General features: G+C 43.6%; 20 protein-coding genes. 6 read left to right on the plus strand and 14 right to left on the minus strand.

Annotated elements, in window-relative coordinates:
* From fliL to fliD, 5 genes are read right to left on the minus strand one after another with little or no spacing between them, the layout of a single operon-like run.
* On the minus strand, positions 1-501 hold the full coding sequence (gene fliL, locus R7093_RS06800) for a flagellar basal body-associated protein FliL (RefSeq protein WP_005375011.1): 501 nt from the start codon (positions 499-501) through the stop codon (positions 1-3).
* Between the two features lie 22 nt (positions 502-523).
* Entirely contained in the window at positions 524-1597 is a 1074-nt protein-coding gene (locus R7093_RS06805; protein WP_017634432.1) for a flagellar hook-length control protein FliK, read from the minus strand.
* The gene (locus R7093_RS06810; RefSeq protein WP_005375013.1) at positions 1594-1914 is read right to left on the minus strand and encodes a hypothetical protein; all 321 of its coding nucleotides are present in this window, start codon (positions 1912-1914) and stop codon (positions 1594-1596) included. Before R7093_RS06810 ends, R7093_RS06805 begins: the two co-directional genes overlap by 4 nt.
* Positions 1898-2284, minus strand: coding sequence for a flagellar export chaperone FliS (gene fliS, locus R7093_RS06815; RefSeq protein ID WP_005375014.1), 387 nt, complete (start codon positions 2282-2284; stop codon positions 1898-1900). Before fliS ends, R7093_RS06810 begins: the two co-directional genes overlap by 17 nt.
* Positions 2285-2316: 32 nt before the next feature.
* A complete protein-coding gene (fliD, locus tag R7093_RS06820) occupies positions 2317-3663 on the minus strand; it encodes a flagellar filament capping protein FliD (protein WP_017634433.1) in 1347 nt (448 codons plus the stop codon).
* 416 nt (positions 3664-4079) lie between these two features.
* Between fliD and R7093_RS06825 the strand changes: the two genes are divergently transcribed.
* A complete protein-coding gene (locus tag R7093_RS06825; protein WP_005375016.1) occupies positions 4080-4367 on the plus strand; it encodes a hypothetical protein in 288 nt (95 codons plus the stop codon).
* Positions 4368-4437: 70 nt separating this feature from the next.
* On the opposite strand, the gene lafA is transcribed toward R7093_RS06825, so the two are convergent.
* From lafA to R7093_RS06870, 9 genes are all read right to left on the minus strand, one after another.
* Positions 4438-5289, minus strand: coding sequence for a lateral flagellin LafA (gene lafA / locus R7093_RS06830; protein WP_005375019.1), 852 nt, complete (start codon positions 5287-5289; stop codon positions 4438-4440).
* A gap of 301 nt (positions 5290-5590) precedes the next feature.
* Complete coding sequence (locus tag R7093_RS06835; RefSeq protein ID WP_017633491.1) at positions 5591-6361, minus strand: EAL domain-containing protein; 771 nt, start codon at positions 6359-6361, stop codon at positions 5591-5593.
* Positions 6362-6380: 19 nt separating this feature from the next.
* Entirely contained in the window at positions 6381-8471 is a 2091-nt protein-coding gene (flhA, locus tag R7093_RS06840) for a flagellar biosynthesis protein FlhA (protein ID WP_017633492.1), read from the minus strand.
* A gap of 31 nt (positions 8472-8502) precedes the next feature.
* Complete coding sequence (gene flhB / locus R7093_RS06845; protein WP_005375025.1) at positions 8503-9630, minus strand: flagellar biosynthesis protein FlhB; 1128 nt, start codon at positions 9628-9630, stop codon at positions 8503-8505.
* Positions 9627-10403: a flagellar biosynthetic protein FliR gene (gene fliR, locus R7093_RS06850; protein ID WP_318146573.1), complete on the minus strand. Its 777-nt coding sequence runs from the start codon at positions 10401-10403 to the stop codon at positions 9627-9629. Before fliR ends, flhB begins: the two co-directional genes overlap by 4 nt.
* Positions 10403-10672 carry a flagellar biosynthesis protein FliQ gene (gene fliQ / locus R7093_RS06855; RefSeq protein WP_005375036.1) on the minus strand — a complete coding sequence of 90 codons (270 nt, stop codon included), beginning with the start codon at positions 10670-10672 and terminating at the stop codon, positions 10403-10405. The genes fliR and fliQ overlap by 1 nt, the downstream gene beginning before the upstream one ends.
* A 12-nt stretch (positions 10673-10684) precedes the next feature.
* Entirely contained in the window at positions 10685-11443 is a 759-nt protein-coding gene (gene fliP, locus R7093_RS06860; RefSeq protein ID WP_005375037.1) for a flagellar type III secretion system pore protein FliP, read from the minus strand.
* A gap of 18 nt (positions 11444-11461) precedes the next feature.
* Positions 11462-11833 carry a flagellar motor switch protein FliN gene (gene fliN, locus R7093_RS06865; protein WP_005375038.1) on the minus strand — a complete coding sequence of 124 codons (372 nt, stop codon included), beginning with the start codon at positions 11831-11833 and terminating at the stop codon, positions 11462-11464.
* A complete protein-coding gene (locus R7093_RS06870; protein ID WP_047102379.1) occupies positions 11830-12648 on the minus strand; it encodes a FliM/FliN family flagellar motor switch protein in 819 nt (272 codons plus the stop codon). The genes fliN and R7093_RS06870 overlap by 4 nt, the downstream gene beginning before the upstream one ends.
* Before the next feature lie 379 nt (positions 12649-13027).
* Here R7093_RS06870 and R7093_RS06875 point away from each other — a divergent pair, with 379 nt between their 5' ends.
* The 5 genes from R7093_RS06875 to R7093_RS06895 are packed head-to-tail and all read left to right on the plus strand — an operon-like array spanning position 13028 to position 18487.
* Positions 13028-14047 carry an OmpA family protein gene (locus R7093_RS06875; RefSeq protein ID WP_033906697.1) on the plus strand — a complete coding sequence of 340 codons (1020 nt, stop codon included), beginning with the start codon at positions 13028-13030 and terminating at the stop codon, positions 14045-14047.
* On the plus strand, positions 14047-15378 hold the full coding sequence (locus R7093_RS06880) for a sigma-54 interaction domain-containing protein (RefSeq protein ID WP_047102378.1): 1332 nt from the start codon (positions 14047-14049) through the stop codon (positions 15376-15378). The genes R7093_RS06875 and R7093_RS06880 overlap by 1 nt, the downstream gene beginning before the upstream one ends.
* 15 nt (positions 15379-15393) lie before the next feature.
* A complete protein-coding gene (gene fliE / locus R7093_RS06885) occupies positions 15394-15750 on the plus strand; it encodes a flagellar hook-basal body complex protein FliE (protein WP_005375045.1) in 357 nt (118 codons plus the stop codon).
* Between the two features lie 3 nt (positions 15751-15753).
* Positions 15754-17505, plus strand: a complete 1752-nt coding sequence (gene fliF, locus R7093_RS06890) for a flagellar basal-body MS-ring/collar protein FliF (protein WP_005384024.1) — start codon at positions 15754-15756, stop codon at positions 17503-17505.
* Complete coding sequence (locus R7093_RS06895; protein ID WP_005375048.1) at positions 17474-18487, plus strand: flagellar motor switch protein FliG; 1014 nt, start codon at positions 17474-17476, stop codon at positions 18485-18487. The genes fliF and R7093_RS06895 overlap by 32 nt, the downstream gene beginning before the upstream one ends.
* Positions 18488-18489: the final 2 nt, after the last annotated feature.

An 18489-nucleotide genomic window follows, 5' to 3' on the forward strand; every position in this document is an offset into this window, starting at 1 on the left:
TTATTGCACAACATATTTAGTCAACAAAACATCGTCGATTTCTCGGACGATGTCTGTTTTGGCAAAAGCGAGTAGAAGCGTTTGCTTCACTTCGTCTTGCAGAATATCGATGGCACCCGCTTGCTGTAACTGATCAAACGTTTTGTCGCTAAACAGTTTTAATAGAGAGTTTTGTACCATAGGCATGTATTCATCGATCTCTTTGATACGCTCTGGACGGCGTGTCTCAATTGCCAGTTCTAGCATCACAAAGTGAGTCTGTTTCTTGCCTTTAACGGTCAAAACGACTTTGTCCAAAGGATGGAAGCTAGGACCTTTACTTGTCGGTTGTTCTGTGACCAAAAAAGACAGTGGAGAGTCTTCGATCAGTGAACCAGAGTCAGGTGACTCTTGAGCGTGTTTGTTTAAGTACCAGATTCCGCCCATAATTGTGACGGCCGAAACGAGGGCACTGGTGATGATCATGGCGATAAACAGGGCGATCATTTGTTGTTTGGTCATAACCTTTTTCCTCGAAGATTTACTAAGCTTGAGTGCTTAGCCAGTGTTCTGAATAGTTAGTTGTTGTCGTGGTTTGGAATGCACCAGATTCTCGTGCGGCGAAAATATTGGCGTCTTCTTCGTTTGCATGTGGGTCATTTCGACCTTGGTTTTGATCAGAGCCAACATTGACATCGACATGAACGAAGTTTTGCTCTTGTAACTCAGTACGCAATCGTTCCGAAACTTGCATTAAAGCTTCTCGTGTTGCTGCGGCATTGGCGTTGATGTGGACACTCAATCGGTCACCTTCAACACGTACAAGTAAATCCAATTTCCCTAAGTCTGGTGGGTCTAGGCGGATTTTTGCTTCTTGTACATTTTGTTGAGCTTGGAGCGTCACGCGATCATGTAATACTTGCATCATTTGCTCCCCCCACTTTCCGGCAGTGGTATCAACACGCACCGCTGCCCACTCAGAGCCTTGAGCTTGAACATGACTCGTCGCAACCGGTGAATGTGCAGATTGTGTTGTAGGAGCTTGTGCTTGAAGTAGAGATGCGGTTGGTTGCCCTTGAACAGGTTGATTCAAAAGAGTTTGAAACTCAGCACCGGAGATAGGCAAACGCGAACTCGATGAAGTCGGCAGACTTTGCTTCACATCTTGTTTTGATGATGTGTTTAACATAGCGTTAGACGAATCTTGAGTAACAGACTTAACTTCGCTCGCAGTCATTAAAGATGACGCTTTTCCTAGTTTCTCAGCCTGCTTCTCTGCCATGGTAATCATACCCTGGGTTAAAGCTTGAGCTTGCGCTGCAAGATCAGTCGATTCTGTTAACCCTGGTGTACTGGTCAAGTTGGCATCCGGATCTGAAGCTGAGCGGTCATCAGTATCAAAACCATGACTTTGTACTTTGTTTGCGTTGTTCAAAGTAGAGGCCGTAAGGTGAAAACTCGGTACCGCTGACGCAGAGTTAAAGTCTTGCTCACCATTCTGCTTGTTCCCTGATTTAAAACCATGAGAAAAGCCGTGTACCGAGTTCGCTTGCTTGATGTGACCCTCATTGTTAGCTGGCGAATTACCCGAGTGCTGAGTTGAAGAAGGTATGATCATTGAGTTAGCTCCATGGTCATTGCTAATTGATAGGCCATAGCGCGTTCTTGATGGTCATTGACCATGTTCATCTCTTTTTTCAACTCGTTGGTCGACTTCTCTAATACTGCGAAGGCATTAGCGTGCACTGTTTTCGCTCGCTGGATTTCAGGTGCAAGCTTAGGATCTTTCAAAAAAGGCTTGTGACTGATCAAAAGCTCTCGCAACTGCAAGTCGTACCGCTTGAGCGCATGCCAATCGGCCGTTTTTGCGGCGAACTGGATGAGCTGAGATAAATGACGGAATCGCTCTGGCGATACTTTATGCTTGTTGTCCAAAATTCATCCAACCTTCACGAATGTTACCCATTACACGCTCAACGTTAACCAAGCGATTTGCATCGTTTTGCACGCTAGCGTAATAAAGTTCGACTTGGCAGAAGTCATAAAGCTGGCGTAGGTTTTCCGCAATTTCACCGCCGTTTTCATCATCTAGAGCACTTGTTAGTCCAATCAAGATGTTCATGCATTTGTTGATTCCATTCCCTTTCTCGGCCAAACGATTTGCGGCTAGGTGGCCGCGAATACGTTCAACTTCATCGAGTAGGCCATCGATTAACATGATGACTAATTGGTGTGGATTTGCTGCTGCCGCTTGAGCGTCGAGATCGACTTGTTGGTACGAATCGTAACCAGAATCCATAAGCATGAATATTTCTCCTAAATTTGGAACCAAATGTCTTATTTTTGAGCATTAAACATGGACATGGTTTGGTTCATTTGGGTCATAATTGAATTCATTTGAGTGAATTGTTTGAGATAGCGGTTGTACGACATTTCGTACTTACGCTCTAAATTGGTTTGTTTATCTTTGATTCGGTCTAAGCTTGACTGTATTGCGTCTTTACGCGTGCTGAAGGTACCTGATGAGAACTTCAAGAAAGGCTCTACCATCGCGTCAAGAGAATCTAGCAAAGCGTCATCCCCATTAAACAACGCCTCTAAGCCTGCGCTGTTTGTTTGTTGAGCTTCTTTGAACTTTTCTTGATCAACTTTCATTTTACCGTTGCGGTCTAGGCTCACGCCGATTTCGCTTAGGCGCATACCATTGTGTTCACCTCGGATTAACCCCGTTAACTGACTCTCAATAGAACGCAATGTCGAGTCGCTAGCGAGCACGCCGCGTTTCTGATCTTCACCGCCAATTTGGGTGTACTGATCGATAGTCGAAACAAGGGCATTGTAGGTTTCCACAAACTTATCTAGTTGTTCTTTAGTGCCTTCGCTATCAGCTCCAATTTTTAAACCGATTGGCGAATCTCCCGCGGCTTGCGGTTTAGATACGGTAATGTCAACACCGTCGATGACACCTTCAAAAGTATTACTTGCGTTGGTTAGTTTCAGGCCTGAGTCTTTTGCACCTAGCCACATAACCGCATCTTGCGGAGCGTTGATTTGCTTGAGGCTGGTGAAGGCGTCTTCAAACCACGCTTGGCCAGTACCCGATGCAGATACGTTGATCTTATTTTCGACACCAGTCTCAGTGCTCGATAGCATAAAGTGTGTTTGACCATTCGAGCGAACTAGAGTGGCGTTAACGCCAGGGTTATCCGTGTGATTGTTAATCGCACTGGCTAAATCGCTGATCGTTGCAGTGCCGTCACCATTAACATCAACGGAGGACAAGTCTAGAGTCATTGTTTCACCGTTGATGGTGAATTCTAAAGATCCAGTTGTTGGTACTTCTGTCGTTGCCTCAAGGTCTGCAGGCATACCTGTAGATACTTGATGCGCCGTTGCCACTTTTTCTACAAAAATCTGATAGTTACCCGTTAGCGCTTTAGCATCCGCGTTTGCAGTAAAGTTACCTTCTTGAGAGAGTGTCGCACTGTTTTTGATGATGCTGTTTGTGCTGTTATTCATCTCTTTCATTGCAGTACGAAAATCACGTAGTGCGCTTTCAACTTTATTAAAAGCTGACAGTTGTGACTGGTACACATTAGCTTGCGCTTGGTAACGGTTTTTGAATGGGTTTGTGTCCAATTGTGCGAATTGGGTTGCCATTTTTACTGGGTCTAAAGAACTCATGAGGTGTGCTCCTCTCATCTCTTATTGGCTTGAATACTTTGAATGCTACGCCTTAGTTTAATTATCAGTGGCAAGATACGTGCCGTATATTAAATTCAATTAAAACAAAGGTTTAAAGCTATTTTGTTTTCTTGGGAGGAAGTGGTGTTTCCACCTTGTTTGTTCCGCCTTCCTCCATGGAAAAAGTAATTTCCTTATAAGAAAAGGCGACCTAAACAAAGAAAATATTTAATTGTATTGACGGTTCTAATTAGGAGAGATGTTTTAATTAGACGTTATATTCAGCCTTTACTTCAGCTTGATTCAGATAATTCTTACAGAGTAAATTAATTACGTTTTGATATTATTTTTGATAGTGTGACGTGCAAGTGTTCTCACTAAAAATTAAATTTTTTACGTTTCAAAGAATGTCAGTTATGAATGAATTTGCGTTACGATTGATGAAGTGTGCTCGTGCATATGAAGAGTTCATTAACAAAAAACTATTAAGTAAACAGAGCATCAATTCTGATGAGATAGCTAGTATCTTAAAGGAAGCTAAGTTCAATTTTCCTGAACTTAGAGATAGTAAAATAGGAAGCAAATTAGAGACGATAGAATTAGAACTGTTTAATAAGGTTTTATTTAATATTATGTTGAAATTCGGATTCAGAGTGCCTGAATCTCACAAAGATAATACGAGCTCTATTTATATTCGTAGATAAAAATAAAGCCTTCCATAGGAAGGCTTTATAATTAAGACGATTTAAATTAAGCGCACTATTAACTAAGTAATTAGCGTAGTAGTGACATTGCCATGCTTGGAAGCTGGTTAGTTTGAGACAGAACAGTTGTACCTGCTTGCATCAACATTTGGTTCTTAGTCATGTTTGAAGACTCTACTGCAAAGTCTGTATCCATGATACGACCTTTAGATGCTGTAACGTTTTCTACCATGTTACCAAGGTTAGCCATAGTGTGCTCAAGACGGTTGATGTTCGCACCGAAGTCTGCACGAGAGCTACCAATTTTTTCTACTAGACCGTCAGCGCCGCTGATTTTGTCTAGTGCTGCTTTTGCTTTAGTCGCGTCATCGATACCATCTGTAATTGCTGCATCAGCAAGAATAGTAGTGATTTCACCGATACCTGCGCTTGCGCTTACAGTCAATGTTTCAGCAGAAGATGCACCGATTTGGAATGTTACGTCACCTGCACCGAAGCCGCCGCCTTTAAGAAGGTTTTGACCACCGAACTTAGTGTTGTCTACGATGTTGTTTAGTTCTGCAGTAAGCTGTGTGAACTCTTTGTTAAGAGACGCACGGTCTGTTGCACTGTTTGAACCGTTCAACGATTGTGTAGCAAGGTCGTTCATACGGTAAACGATGTTTGTCATTTCATCCATCGCACCTTCAGCAGTTTGCATCATAGAGATGCCGTCTTGTGCGTTACGCATTGCTACTGACATGCCGCGTGTTTGCGCTTCTAGACGGTTAGCAATTTGAAGACCAGCAGCGTCATCAGCAGCTGAGTTCACACGGTAGCCTGTGCTTAGACGTTCCATTGCTGTGTTTAGAAGTCCGCTTGTTGTGTTCATTGTGTTTTGAGTTACAAGCGAAGCGTAGTTAGTGTGCATTGATAAAGCCATCTTAGTCTCCTTAGTTAGTCACTATATCTTTCAGGCCTCGGGATATTCCCTTGTCACTAACTAGAGGCGGTCGGTCGGCTTTAATGATTAATTTGAAAATTAAAAAATTTCTAAAAAAGATAAAAATTGATGATTTTTAGTGATTTGTATTCCATGAAAACCGGGAAAATCATCATATAAGCCTAAATTTTTTAGTTAAGTTAAAGAAACTATTACCCAATGATCTTGTGGTTATCCGTTATAAATAAAAAAACAGCACGAATAAATCGTGCTGTTTTAAATATAAATGGTTGAGTTTCAACTATTCCTCATCAAAAGACTGAAAGGAGAGAGAGGTTGGGATATCGCTGAAATAACCAAAATAATAACTGGCACCCAATAAACGATAGCGGTTAAGTTCCGTTTGACTCGCTACACGTCCGGCAACCCAAGTATATTTATGCTTTCTTAAGAACTTAGCAATAGGTAGGAAAGCGTGTCTTTCTTCTTTATCCTCTAGTGTGACTGACAATTTGATCATATCGGGACTAAAGTCTGCGACGCGCTCGAAGTTCACTTGCGATGTCGCGACTTCAAACCAAAGTGAATATGCATTCTCTTTTAACTTTTTGGTGAGTGTGGCGACTTTATCACTATCACATAACGTTTCATCAGCTTGAAGAGAAGGAATCACATGTTGAAAAGCAGAAGAGTGGAATTGAATCGTCTGTTCGAGAAAATAAACCCCAGGCTCCCAAAGTAATGCATCCACGCGAATCGGCACGACAACATTACTAATCAAGTCGTGATGAAAGGCTTCTAACTGAAATTGTGTTTGTCTTAGTGCAAGGTAAAGACTGAACAAATCCAGGCAGTACTGCATTTGTTCAGAGAGTTTGAATTGATAGACACTTTGTTCTCCACGCATACCAAATCTCAACGTCAGGTGTTGGAATTCTACTTCCCCTGATTGAGCTTCCCTAATTGCTTGGCATGCGTGTTGGACATCATTGTGTTTTAAAGCATCAAAGACTAATTGATCGTCATCCGTGACGATGTGTTGTACTGCGAGACCAACCAAATGTTCGTACATCGCATGTGTTGAAATAAGATTAACCAAGGTTTCCTACCACATTGATTTGTTTGTTTTCTGGGATTTCGTTGTAAGACAATACTGCCAGCCCTTGTGTAAATGTGCGAGCGTAACGCGCTAGAAGAGGGCGCAGCTGTGGCATAACGAGAAGGATCGGAGGTAGCCCCTGTTGTTTAAGCTGTTGTCTAATCAATGGCAAGTTTTGTTGGAACTGACCAAGAATGTTTGGCTCAATTGGGAAGCTATCTAGTGTTACCGTACCAGAAGATTGTGCTTGTTGCAGTGAATTTAGTAGCATTTGTTCTAACTCATCAGACAGTGCGTAGACATTTAACTCGTTCTTTTGTCCTGCAATTAAGTTAACAAGCGTACGCTTTAGTGCACAGCGCACATCAGATGCAAGTAGGATCGGGTCCTTTGTATTTTCCGCGGATTCCAACATTGTGTTGGCAATCGTGCGAATATCTTTTAGTGGCACTTGGTCTAATAAAAGCTGACGATATACTTTCAGCTGCTGCGCTGGATTAAGTGCTGCTGCTAATGCTTCTGCTAGTTTCGGGGCTTGTTGTGTCAAACGCTGGGTTATTGCTTCCACATCGTCGTGCGTAAACAATTCTGCAAGGTTTGTCTTCATGATTTTACTAATATGAGTGGCAATAACAGTGCCATCATCGACAACTTGGTAACCCATATTAAGTGCTTTTGCTTTATCTTGATGCTCAATCCACACAGCTGGCAACTGATAAGCAGGATCGCTACCCAAAATGCCATCTACCTCACCGTAAGTTTCGCCAACCGCTATCGCCATTAAACGCTCTGGTTCAATAAAACCTTGCTCAATGACTTCGCCATTTAGAGAAATTGTGTATTGGTTTGGCTTGAGGCTCAGATTGTCACGAATACGAACTTCAGGTAATAAAAAGCCAACTTGTTCAGAAAGGTTTCGACGCACACCGCGAATTCGTTGTGATAAAGGTGCCCCTTGTTCTTTGTTGACTAGATGGACGAGTCGGTAACCAAGCGCAAGTGATAATGTTTGGACGTGAGGAATATCATCCCATGTCAGCGGTGTATCATCGTCTTGCATTGCTTGTGAAAGTGCTTCGACCTCTTCAATCTGGGAGTCTTGCACTGGCTTCTTGGTTTGACGCCACCCTGCGAACGCTAATGCGCCAGCAAACGCAAAAAAGGCTAGGTGTGGCATACCCGGTACCATACCGATTACCGCCATAATACCTGCGACAGTAAATAGCGTTGCAGGAGTTGCCAGTAATTGCTTTTGCATGGTTTCCGACATGCCATTATCGCTATCATTAATTCGCGTAACGATAATCGCGGCAGCCGTTGCCAATAGTAGTGAAGGAATTTGAGCAACTAGACCATCACCGATTGTGAGTAGGGCATAAGTTTTAAAGGCGTCAGACGCAGCGAGTCCATGCTCGAAGACACCAATACTGATACCACCAATGATATTGATAAACAGAATCAACAAACCTGCGATGGCATCGCCACGCACAAACTTTGATGCACCATCCATCGAACCATGAAAATCGGCTTCGTTGGCGACTTCTTTACGGCGTAAGCGAGCCGTTTCCTGATCGATAAGGCCAGCGTTTAAGTCGGCATCAATTGCCATTTGTTTGCCTGGTAAAGCATCCAACGTAAAGCGGGCTGAAACCTCAGAAATACGTTCACCACCTTTGGTGATTACGACGAAGTTGATGATCATCAAGATGACGAACACCACCATACCAACGACGTAGTTACCGCCAATGACGACTTCACCGAATGCTTGAATGACCTTACCCGCTGCGTCACCACCATTATGTCCTTCTAGGAGTACAATTCGCGTAGAAGCCACGTTCAATGTGAGACGTAATAATGTTGCGACCAGCAAAATAGTTGGAAAAACAGAGAAATCTAATGGTCGCTTTGCGGTTGTGCTGACCAGCAATACTAGGATTGCTAAGACGATATTAAAGGTAAACAGCGCATCCAGTAGCAGAGGAGGCAAAGGAAGAATCACCATTGCTAATATCATTAGCAAGACGATTGGAATGCCAACGTAGCCTTTGGTTGATGTTTGAAGTTGTTTTAACCGGTTAAGCATACTTTCGTGTCCTTGGATAAACGCGGGTTAATCAGTGCTGCAAATGTTTTGGAATCGAAAAATGAGGTAAAGGAATTGGCTCTTTTCCCTCACCTTTACGAAAGGCTTTCAATTGCAAAACGTAAGTAAGAATATGTGCCACTGCGATGTACAGTTGGCTTGGGATTGCTTGTTCAATCGCCGTCGTGTGATAAATCGAACGGGTAAGTGGCGGGGAGTTAATGATTTCCACTTTGTTTTCTCGGGCGATACGTTGAATGTGCATAGCAGTTTCGTCTACGCCTTTTGCGACGACAAAGGGCGCGTCAGAAAGCGAAGGCTCGTATTTCAGTGCGACTGCGTAGTGCGTTGGGTTTGTGATGATCACGTCAGCCGTCGGCACCATTTTATCGATCTTACGGCGCGCAAACTGTTGCTGTATTTGACGAATACGTTGTTTTACTTCCGGACGACCTTCATTATTTTTAAATTCCTCTTTCAATTCTTGTTTCGTCATGCGGAGTTCTTTTAGGTGTTCCCAACGCTGATAAGGAATGTCGATAACCCCAAATAACAACAAGGCGAAGCCCATTAAGAGTAAGCCTTCAAACAGAATTGACATTACTAGAGAAAAACCTTGGCTGAGTGGGAGGTTTTGCATGCCAAGTAATGGCTGTAAGTGGTTGTCTAAATAGCCATATAAGATGCCGAAGATCACGGCTACTTTGAACGTCGACTTTAAGAGCTCAACCACTGAGCGGGTCGAAAAAATGCGCTTTATCCCGCTCAAAGGATTAATTTTGCTGAGCTTTGGCATCACGTTCGCGGGACGGAACATCCAGCCGCCTAGCACAAGGCTACTACCACAGGTCACGATAATAATGACGGTAAACAATGGTAATAGCATGTCGATGATGACTGCTAAACTTTGTCCCAATTGCTCGACAAGTTGTTTAGGATTTTCTAGGTCGGCTCGCGTCAGCATCATGTTGTAGCGAAAGATCCCCGACATGCTTTCCCAAATACTATTAAGCTGAGAGTAAAAGTAGAGCGCCACCGCTAGAAATATAACCGCAGTAGTAAACTCTTTCGCGCGAGGAATTTGTCCTTCCTGACGGGCTTTCTTTACCTTCTGCGGTGAGGCTTTTTCAGTTTTGTCTTGAGAAGATTGATCGCTCATGCTCCCCCCAACATAAAGTTACTCAAGTGTCTAATGGTGTCGTGAACGAGCGCCGTGTAGTGACCAGGAACACCAGAAACTGAGATTAATACGCTGAATAGACCCAGCAGCATCGTCATAGGAAAACCTAACGCATAGACATTAAGTGATGGTGCGGCTCGGTTCATTACACCAAAACTGATGTTGGCTAGAAGCATGGAAACAATAGCGGGTAAAGCCAAAGCTAGTGAAGAGGCAAACATCCAACCGAAAATATTGACAACACCTTGCAGAGAAAGCGATGTGATACCAGATCCGACTGGCCAAACAACAAAGCTTTGAATCACGATATCTATGACGAGTAAGTGTCCTTCTAGCGCAAGAAACAACAAGGTTGAGAAAATCAGAAATATGCGTCCCAAAATGGCGACAGAAAGCCCGTTAATAGGATCATTCATCATCGCCATACCTAAGCCCATTTGCAGAGAAATCACCTGACCAAGCATGGTGAAAACGTTAAAGAGCATGTGCAAAATTAACCCAAACATTACCCCCCAAATAGCTTGCTCAAAAGCAAGGAACAGGGAAGTCATAGAGAATAATTCGACTTGTGGCATGGGTGGCATTAACGGTCCAGTAATGACAACGATCGAGAGGGCCAGTAAAGTACGAACCCAAACAGGAATAATTGCATCACCAAAGAAAGGCATTGAAATAAATACGGCTCCCACACGAAAAAACGGCCACCAGAGTTGACCGAGTATCGCCGAGAGCTCTGCAAATGTGATGGCCATTAGCCAATCATCCCTGGTATGTTGTGGAACAAGAAATCAAACAGTTCCATGATCTTACGGAGCATCCAGTGACCTGCAAAAATCACCATTAATAAGGTAACGAGCAAACGTGGCAAAAAGCTGAGTGTTTGCTCGTTGATTTGTGTGGCAGCCTGAAATACGGCGATACACAAACCGACAATTAAGCCTGGAACAACCAATACGGCAACCATCAAAATGATCAGCCATACTGCATCGGAAAATAACGTTACGGTTAGTTCTGGGGTCATAACTGCTCCTAGTTAACCGAAGCTGGCAGATAAGGTGCCAACTGTCATTGCCCAACCATCCACGAGTACAAATACCACCAACTTAAAGGGAAGTGAGACAATTAAAGGTGATAGCATCATCATACCCATTGCCATCAGGACACTGGCGACAACCAAGTCGATGACCAAAAACGGGATGAAAAGCATAAAACCAATTTGGAAGGCGGTTTTTAGTTCACTAATGACAAATGCAGGCAAGACAACGGCAAATGAAATATCCTCAACGTTTTGGTCGAGAGGCTCATTGGCAATACGTAACATTTGTTCAAGAGAGCTTTGGTGCGTCTGTGCCAGCATGAACTCTCTCACTGGTTTCTCTGCAACAGAAAAAGCCTGTATTAGCGTGATTTCGCCGTTGTCGTATGGCTGAAACGCATTTTCATAAATATCGCTCCAGACAGGGCGCATAATCAGTAACGTCAATGCGAGAGCGATCCCGACCAACACTCTGTTAGGTGGGCTTTGTTGAAGACCAAGAGCTTGGCGCAAAATCGCAAGGACAACGACAATTCGAGTAAAGCTCGTCGCCATCAAAATAAATGCTGGAAGAAAACTGAGCGCCGTCATCAACAACAGAATTTGCAGTTTAACGCTGTATTCTTGTTGTGTGTCGCCATCAGAAACGGACAAGATAGTTAAGCCGTTGTCAGCCGCCATTGTTGGGAAAGCAAACAAAAGTGACACCAATACCAAAAGAGGTAACCAACGGTGCCAAGCGCTCAGATTTTTCATTGTGATGCCTACCTAAGATTATTGACCAACGCCACTCAATGCAGAGTCATGTACATCGATCAGACGAAGTCCATACTTATCATTGACAACGACAACTTCAGCGTGGCCCATAAGAGAACCGTTTACTTTCACGTCTAAAGGCTCGCCATTGAGCTTTTCCAACTCGATAACCGTGCCTTCACCCGCTTTCATTAAGTCCCCAAGTGGGATCTCCTTACTCGCAACTTCCAGCGTGACTGTGACAGGAATGCTTTTGAAAAAGCTAAGGTCACGTTCCGCAGTGGCTGGTTCTTGTTGGAGCGTATCTTCGGCTTCAAAGTCTTCTAATTGAAAATCATCAAAGTTCAGTTCTTCTGCGTCGAATGCATTAGTTTCTAGCGCTTCGCTCATCGCTGCGGTTCCTTATCAGGGTTAAAGATCAAAACAAGTTGGCCGTCTTGCTCGGCAATACGACCTGTAAATAGAGATTGGTTGCCAATGCTTACTGGAACCGTGTTAAGAAGCTCAATAGGTAAAATATCGTTGGGTTGTAAGCCAACCACATCACTTAAAGGCATCTTCTTTTTACTTAGAACAACGTTCAGTCGAACGGGGGTCGTCTCTAAAGAACGACAGAAAGGTTGAAACAAATCGGTATCAGGCTGCAGTTCAAGCTGCTCGATTAGCGTTTGAATAAGATGACCATCTAGCTTGAGATGAATTGAGCCTTGATGATCGTCAAACGCAATGTTTAATTGAACGTTAATGCCAATACCTCTAGGGGTCTCATACTCACCCGTGTCCCACATTTCACCAGGAGCAAGCCAACCGATGATGATTCGACTGATGCGCTCTTGTAAACGTAAGTCACTGGCCGTCAGAGTAGCGGCTGAACGCTCTGCACTTGCACCATAAAATCTATCAGCCAACTTTATTAGCGTGTGAGGGTTACCATGGATGAATACCATGCCGCCTTCCTGATGTTGATAGGTCGACGTTTGCTCTTTGTCCATCTCAACCGATGTAAAGCGGTGCAAGTCTACTGAGGTTAAGCTAGCTTCCACTTTTCCTGTGCTGAGCCAATTTTGTAATTCAGTCGTAAGGTTTGAGCAAGATTCTGAAATTAAATTATCGAGCTTCTCACGAATGATATGAATAGGTTTGCCTAATAATTCTACATCAAGTAGTTGACTATCAGTAATAGGCTCGCTAACTCTATTTTCCATTTATATTTTACCGTGCGTTAACAATCGAAAGTGTTTTAACTTAATGGCGTGTAGTCTACACAGAAATTTTAATGATCTTTTAGCTCCAAACTCTAAGATTGTGACTTTAGTTCACATGTTGCTTTGTTCATATAGTCATAATCTTTTAATGAAATTTAAAAAGAGTTAGTTTTCTTTATAAATCGCTTAATAAATAAAATAACAATGTTGAGCGTTTTAGTTGTTATAGATTTTTTAAATTGCCTTTATGGCGTAACAACAACTTCAAATAAATAAATTATAAGATACTGTTTTTTATGCTTAAAGCTTCCGTTGGAGGCTAAGCGTGCTCTCTTGAGCGTTTTGTAACCAATTTTAATATTCAGAATAGGTAATTAAAATGATTAGCTATGCCAGTTCTCTCGGCTTGGTGGCATATTTAATTAAACGGTTTAAGTCATGGGAATGTAAGATATACATGAATCATGTCCGTTTGATAATTTGTAACACAATTATTGTTATCAGTTTTATTTTTTCAAAAGTGTCATATTCAGAAGAAGTCTTAACAATCCCTATGGACCTCTCTAAATGGACATATGAGGGAAATAAATTCAAATGCAACTTGTTGCAATCAAATAAAGACTATGGGAAGTTTTATTTCCTAGCGGAACCTAATAATAAATTCTATTTTATTTCCGATATAGAATATGAAAACAATAAATGGAAAACGATTGCTTTAACAACTCAAAATGCTCCTTGGGGTGATGAGCTTTATAGAAAAGAATTTGGTTCCCTTGAATTTACTAAGCCGTCTCAGCGTTTCATCTTTAATAAAGGCGCTGAAGAATTCATGGATTCAATTGCTTCGGGTAGTTGGGTGACGCTGTCACTTAAAGGAAGTAATGCTTCCTCTGTTTCAGAGATTGTGATTCCTACTCTTCAAATTCAAAACGCATTGAAATCATTTAATGCGTGTCGCGCGCGATTGCCTAAATTGTCTTTTTCAGAGGCAAGGGATATGGCGCTCTCATTTGAGTTTGGTCAGAAGACGTTAAGTCGTGGACAGAAAGCAACACTAGAAGCGCTGTATAGCTATGTATCTGTGGATGATCGAGTGACCAAAATCCTCATCGACGGTCACACCGATAACGTTGGTTCAAGTTTAACGAACCTTTCTGTGTCACGTACTCGAGCAGAGCAAGTCACCAACGCTTTGATTGAGCTTGGGGTCGACGAGTCGATGATCGAAACACGAGCTCATGGTTCGCGTTACCCAATTGCCAGCAATAACTCGGTTAATGGCCAAGCAAAAAACCGACGTGTCACCCTGCGTTTAGTGAGGGACAACGAGTATACGGCTACGAAACACTACCCAGATCTACAATCACAAAATCAACAAACGAAAGTTAAGGTTCAATGATGACGAAAACGAAAATTTTGTTGGTTGAGCCAAATGAAGCTCTTGCTCAACCAGTATTGGATGTGTTGCAAAATGCAGGTTACACCGCGAAACACACTCGTACTGGTCGAGGCGCTTTGCTTGAAGAGCGAGCAGAAATCACTTTAGTGAGCTCTACGCTGCCGGATATGTGTGTTCGTGAGTTTGTCGCGTGTCACCAAAAGCAGCGAAATTCGGGTGTTGTTATTGCGATTGTCGACCAAGAGCAAGGCATCTTGGCTGCTGAGACGATGAAAGCGGGCGCTACTGATTATCTATTACGCCCATTTGAATCTAATCAGTTGGTTAATCTGCTTAAACGTGTTGAAGCGTTAGGTAAGCCAATGGCCAACATTGTTGCGGAGTCTTGGAGAAGCAAACAAGTTCTGCAATTGGCGCATCGTGCAGCATGTACTAACGCGAGTGTGCTTATTACAGGTGAATCGGGAACGGGTAAAGAAGTGCTGGCGCGATATGTGCATGAGCACTCTCCGCGTATCAATGGTCCATTTGTGGCGGTTAACTGTGCCGCCATTCCAGAGTCAATGTTAGAGGCTGTGCTATTCGGTCATGTAAAAGGCGCGTTCACCGGAGCGACAAATTCTCAAAGCGGTAAGTTTGAAGAAGCAAATGGCGGGACGATTCTGCTTGACGAGATTGGTGAAATGTCACCTGCGGTTCAAGCGAAATTGTTGCGCGTCCTTCAAGAGCGTGAAGTAGAACGTGTTGGTAGCCATAAAGCCGTTCAGCTCGATATTCGTGTTATTGCGGCAACCAACAAAGACTTACGTGAGGAAGTTCAAAAAGGCACGTTCCGTGAAGATCTTTATTATCGATTAGATGTGCTGCCTCTGCACTGGCCGCCTTTGCGTGAAAGAAAAGAGGACATTCTACCGATTAGCCAATTCTTTATTGAAAAGTATCAAGATAGCAGCCGCTGTCACCTATCCCAAGATGCGATTAGTGCGCTGAGTCAGTATCACTGGCCGGGCAATATTCGTGAGTTGGAAAATGTCATTCAACGCGCTTTGGTCATGCGTCATGGTGATTACATTACAGCCCATGACCTGATGCTGCCTATTGAGCTTGTCGCGTCAGTTCCTACAGCAGAGCCAACTTCAAACTTTGGTCATGTAGAAGCGAAGAAGCAAGCTGAATATCAGTTTATTTTGGAAAAGTTACGTCAGTTTGGTGGAAACCGAACGAAAACCGCAAACGCGCTTGGAGTCTCTACTCGAGCGCTACGCTACAAGCTCGCAGCAATGCGAGAACATGGTATTGATTTACAGTCGGCACTAGGCTCGGCTGCCTAATAGGAGAAAAAATAGATGGCAAGTCAACCTACTCATGCGGTCTCGGCAGAGCAACTTATGTTGTCAAAAATGCAGGCGATGCAGGCACAAGTGCAGCCGCCAGAGTTTATCGTGAGTGCAAATCCTTTAGATCAACAATCACTAAACGCACCTTTATCGTTCTCACAAGCGATGACAAATGTGTTGGATACAGTGAATCAACATCAATCAGTGGCTAGTCAAAAAATGACGGCCGTAGAAACAGGAAAAAGTGATGACCTAGTTGGTGCAATGGTCGCGAGCCAAAAAGCCAGCTTGTCCTTTAATGCTTTGATGCAAGTGCGCAACAAAGTCGTGACCTCATTTGAAGATATTATGAAGATGCCGGTGTAATTCATGTCAGAACTAACCCCCCAAGTCGCCGGAAACACAGCTATGGCTACCGGCACAGCACAGACATTTTCTACTGCCAATGGCATGGACGATGTGACAACGAAGCTGAAGCAAATCTGGTCTAGCAGTCAGAGAAACTTAGTGCTATCTGCGGTGTTAGCTGCGATTGTTGCAGCGATTATTGTGGTTGCACTATGGAGTTCCTCGCAGAGCTTTCGTCCGCTTTATAGCCAACAAGAGCGTTTTGATATCGGCGAAATTGTGTCGGTATTAGAAAGCGAAGGCGTAAGCTACCGCATGCAAGAGCAAAATGGACAAGTTCTTGTACCAGAAGGTGAGGTTGCGAAGGTACGCATGTTGCTTGCATCAAAAGGTGTTAAAGCTAAGCTGCCGACAGGTTTGGATTCGCTCAAGGAAGATAGCTCTCTTGGTACGAGCCAATTTATGGAAACGGCGCGTTATCGTCATGGTTTAGAAGGTGAGTTAGTACGTACTATCATGTCTTTGAACTCAGTAGCGAACGCGCGTGTTCATTTAGCAATACCTCGTCAAACTCTATTCGTCCGCCAAAACAGTGAGAATCCATCAGCATCTGTCATGCTTGAGCTCAAACCTGGTGAAGACTTAAAGCCTGAACAAGTCGAAGCGATCATTAACCTAGTGGTCGGTAGTGTCACGGCAATGAAGCCAGAATTTGTTTCTGTCATTGACCAGTATGGCCGTCTTCTTAGTGCGGATGTCGCTTCTGCGGAAGCCGGCAAAGTAAACGCGAAATATCTTGAATACCAGAAGAGTGTTGAAAAACAGATCATCCAACGCGCAGCAGATATGCTTACGCCGATTGTGGGGCCGAGTAACTTCCGCGTACAAGTCGCTGCCGATCTGGACTTTAGCCAAGTTGAAGAAACACAAGAAATTTTGGATAACGCGCCGGTTGTGCGTAATGAGCACACCATTCATAACAACTCGGTTGATCAAATTGCGTTGGGTGTTCCAGGTTCTCTAAGTAACCAACCGCCAGTGACAGGATCTGGTGAAGTGGAAACGAACGATAGCCAAAACACGAATGCGCGATCTGAAGTGAATCGTCAATATGCTGTAGGTAGTAGTGTTCGTCGTACTCAATACCAACAAGGCCAAATAGAAAAGCTTAGTGTCTCGGTTTTGTTGAACTCGAAAGCTTCGCCAGATGGTGTGGCGTGGAGTGAAGCCGATAAAGAGCAAATCTCAAACATGATCATGGATGCTGTTGGTATCTCTGCCACACGAGGTGACAGCTTAAGTTTAATGAGTTTCAACTTCACCCCAATTGAAATTGATGCTCCTCCTGCACTGCCGTGGTGGCAAGACCCTACAGTACAGCAGCCAATACGCTACGTTATTGGTGGCTTGTTAGGCTTGGCGATGATCTTCTTCGTACTGCGTCCATTAATCATGCACCTAACTGGCGTTGATAAACCTGTGCCTGAGCTAAATTTTGCTGAGCCTCAGGAAGAACCTGACTACGAAAACTTGCAAACGCGTGAAGAGCGCGAGCATGAAGAAGTACTTGATCGCCGCCTATCTGAAAAAGGCATCTCAGCCTCTTCAGGTTTAGATGTAAACAGCGACATGCTACCACCAGCAGGTTCGCCATTAGAAATTCAATTGAAACACCTACAGCTTATTGCTAATGAAGAGCCAGAGCGCGTAGCCGAAATACTGAAACAATGGGTAAACATCAATGAACACAGTTCTATCAAAGCAGACGCTTAGTTATGTTGAACAAACCGCGCTCGTGCTATTAGGCATGGGCGAGGATGCCGCAGCGAAGGTTTTGCAACACTTTAGCCGTGATGAAACCCAGCGTGTGACTCGTGCAATGGCGAAGTTAAATGGCATTAAGAGCGATTCTGCTCGTGGTGTTATTCAAACTTTCTTTGAAGATTTCCGTGAGCACAGCGGTATTCGAGGAGCCTCTAAGGAATACCTATCTAATACATTGCGCAAAGCGTTGGGTAACGATTTGGCAAAAGGGTTATTAAATACCTTATATGGCGATGAAATTCGCAACAACATGCAGCGCTTACAGTGGGTGGAAGCAGAAACTCTCGCTCGTTTCATTGTGAATGAGCACCCACAAATGCAAGCAATTTTTCTAGCGTATTTGCCAGCGGACAGCTCTTCAGCGGTATTGAAGCACTTGCCACAAGATTACCATGACGAAATATTGTTCCGTATTGCTCAATTGCAAGATATCGATCATCAAGTTGCCGTTGATTTGCATGAACTCGTTGAGCGTTGCATCGAAAAAGTATCCGCAAGTCAAAGCACGCCGTTATCAGGTGTTAAGCAAGCAGCAGATATCATTAACCGCTTTGAAGGTGACCGTGGTTCATTGATGGAAATGCTGAAGTTGCATGATGAAGATGTTGTTAATGCAATCGAAGAAAACATGTTCGACTTTATGGTTCTTGGCCGACAACGCGAAGAAACTATGGACATGTTGGTGCAGCAAATCCCGCTAGAGTTGTGGGCAGTTGCGCTAAAAGGTTCCGATATTACCTTACAACAAGCTATTAAGCGTTCAATGCCGCAACGTATGGTAAAAGCGCTAGAAGATGACATGGACGCACGCGGCGCTGTTGCGTTAAGTCGAGTTCAAAAAGCACGTCAAGACATCATGCAAATGGTACGTGAGCTGGATGAATCTGGTGAAGTTCAGCTGCTTCTCTATGAAGAGCCAACGGTGGAGTAAGG

It is taken from the genome of Vibrio sp. 1580 (assembly GCF_033340055.1).

Bases quoted from the DNA above. Each gene is read 5' to 3' on its own strand.
- R7093_RS06870 (WP_047102379.1), bottom strand. From the start codon at position 12,648: ATGGAAAATAGAGTTAGCGAGCCTATTACTGATAGTCAACTACTTGAT.
- fliR (WP_318146573.1), bottom strand. From the start codon at position 10,403: ATGGCCATCACATTTGCAGAGCTCTCGGCGATACTCGGTCAACTCTGG.
- fliQ (WP_005375036.1), bottom strand. From the start codon at position 10,672: ATGACCCCAGAACTAACCGTAACGTTATTTTCCGATGCAGTATGGCTG.
- fliS (WP_005375014.1), bottom strand. From the start codon at position 2,284: ATGCTTATGGATTCTGGTTACGATTCGTACCAACAAGTCGATCTCGAC.
- fliL (WP_005375011.1), bottom strand. From the start codon at position 501: ATGACCAAACAACAAATGATCGCCCTGTTTATCGCCATGATCATCACC.
- R7093_RS06805 (WP_017634432.1), bottom strand. From the start codon at position 1,597: ATGATCATACCTTCTTCAACTCAGCACTCGGGTAATTCGCCAGCTAAC.
- lafA (WP_005375019.1), bottom strand. From the start codon at position 5,289: ATGGCTTTATCAATGCACACTAACTACGCTTCGCTTGTAACTCAAAAC.
- R7093_RS06835 (WP_017633491.1), bottom strand. From the start codon at position 6,361: ATGTACGAACATTTGGTTGGTCTCGCAGTACAACACATCGTCACGGAT.
- R7093_RS06895 (WP_005375048.1), top strand. From the start codon at position 17,474: ATGAACACAGTTCTATCAAAGCAGACGCTTAGTTATGTTGAACAAACC.
- fliP (WP_005375037.1), bottom strand. From the start codon at position 11,443: ATGAAAAATCTGAGCGCTTGGCACCGTTGGTTACCTCTTTTGGTATTG.
- R7093_RS06825 (WP_005375016.1), top strand. From the start codon at position 4,080: ATGAATGAATTTGCGTTACGATTGATGAAGTGTGCTCGTGCATATGAA.
- fliF (WP_005384024.1), top strand. From the start codon at position 15,754: ATGTCAGAACTAACCCCCCAAGTCGCCGGAAACACAGCTATGGCTACC.
- R7093_RS06875 (WP_033906697.1), top strand. From the start codon at position 13,028: ATGATTAGCTATGCCAGTTCTCTCGGCTTGGTGGCATATTTAATTAAA.
- flhB (WP_005375025.1), bottom strand. From the start codon at position 9,630: ATGAGCGATCAATCTTCTCAAGACAAAACTGAAAAAGCCTCACCGCAG.
- flhA (WP_017633492.1), bottom strand. From the start codon at position 8,471: ATGCTTAACCGGTTAAAACAACTTCAAACATCAACCAAAGGCTACGTT.
- fliE (WP_005375045.1), top strand. From the start codon at position 15,394: ATGGCAAGTCAACCTACTCATGCGGTCTCGGCAGAGCAACTTATGTTG.
- fliN (WP_005375038.1), bottom strand. From the start codon at position 11,833: ATGAGCGAAGCGCTAGAAACTAATGCATTCGACGCAGAAGAACTGAAC.
- R7093_RS06880 (WP_047102378.1), top strand. From the start codon at position 14,047: ATGACGAAAACGAAAATTTTGTTGGTTGAGCCAAATGAAGCTCTTGCT.
- fliD (WP_017634433.1), bottom strand. From the start codon at position 3,663: ATGAGTTCTTTAGACCCAGTAAAAATGGCAACCCAATTCGCACAATTG.